This window comes from Clostridium sp. ZBS15, from assembly GCF_023845705.1.
Taxonomy (GTDB): Bacteria; Bacillota; Clostridia; order Clostridiales; family Clostridiaceae; genus Clostridium; species Clostridium aquiflavi.
On record NZ_JAMQHY010000123.1, the window covers coordinates 1 to 491 of the forward strand.

1 protein-coding gene and 1 pseudogene are annotated in these 491 nt (G+C 44.6%); both read left to right on the top strand.

Annotated features, from left to right (window positions below; all coding sequences use genetic code 11):
* Positions 1-179: pseudogene (locus NG904_RS16780) on the top strand (hypothetical protein); the annotation flags it as partial.
* A 74-nt stretch (positions 180-253) separates the two neighbouring features.
* On the top strand, positions 254-491 hold a 238-nt coding region (locus tag NG904_RS16785; protein WP_502801472.1), incomplete at its 3' end, for an LbetaH domain-containing protein.

A 491-nucleotide genomic window follows, 5' to 3' on the forward strand; every position in this document is an offset into this window, starting at 1 on the left:
GCATTAATGGATTTATAAAAGATGGTTTAATTGAAAGTCATAAGGAACTATATAGTTCTATAAGGTTAAAGGCAAAAGATAATTATAATTTGTTTAATTCATTATTAGATGAAGGAATTAACTATTTAGAATATAGAAGTATTGATATTAATCCATTTGATAAATGCGGTATTAGTCTTGTAGGCTTGGGGGGGGTGCGAGGGGGGAAGGGGGGGGGGCGGGGGGGGGAGGAGGGGGGGGGGCAGGGGTCGGGGTGGGGGCGAGAATATTAAGTGGAGCTAAAAGAAGGAAAAATTCTGTTGTTGCTGCTGGAAGCTTAGTAACTCAAAATAAAGAGATTGAAGACGGATCATTAATACTTGGAAATCCTGCAAAAGTTATCAGAAGATTAACACAGGAATCAAGTCAATCTATTAACGACAGCTCTCTCCCTTACCTCCCCCCACCCCACCCCCCCCCCCCCCTCCCACACTCCCCCCCTCCCCCCCCCC